Annotated in this window: 1 protein-coding gene; it reads right to left on the bottom strand. The window is 62.0% G+C overall.

The window, feature by feature from the left end:
* Positions 1 to 434: CBS domain-containing protein (locus D3D02_RS20100; RefSeq protein WP_121571406.1), on the bottom strand; the 434-nt coding region annotated here is incomplete at both ends.

Here is a 434-nt window from a genome sequence, read left to right as displayed (position 1 = left end):
TCGCTCAGTGCCATCGTCTCGGGAACGATGACGATCTCACGGGCGATGTCGCCGACTAACTCGGCGTCCCCGCCCTCCACCTCTGCCCGCAACACGTCCTTGACGTCCACGAATCCGATCACTTGGTCGCCGTCGTCGGTCTCGAGAACTGGGTAGCGGGTATGGCCAGCCTCGAGGATGACCGACTGGAGGTCTGAGAGCGCGGCATCCGACGGAACACTCACCACGTCCGGTCGTGTAACCATAACCTCCCGCACCAAGATATCGTCGAGGTCGAAGACCCGCTCGATCATCGTCACTTCGGCAACGTCGATGTCTCCTTCCTCACCAGACCGAGTCAGTACCCGAAGGAGCTCCCGCTCGCCGAGCGTCTCATCCGTTTCGGAAGCGGGGGGCACACCAAGTGCTCGCGTGAATGCGTTAGCAGCCCCGTT

Origin of the sequence: Halobellus sp. Atlit-38R (assembly GCF_003665925.1) — an archaeon.
GTDB classification, from domain to species: Archaea; Halobacteriota; Halobacteria; order Halobacteriales; family Haloferacaceae; genus Haloquadratum; species Haloquadratum inordinatus.
This window is presented reverse-complemented; position numbering and strand designations above follow the sequence as displayed.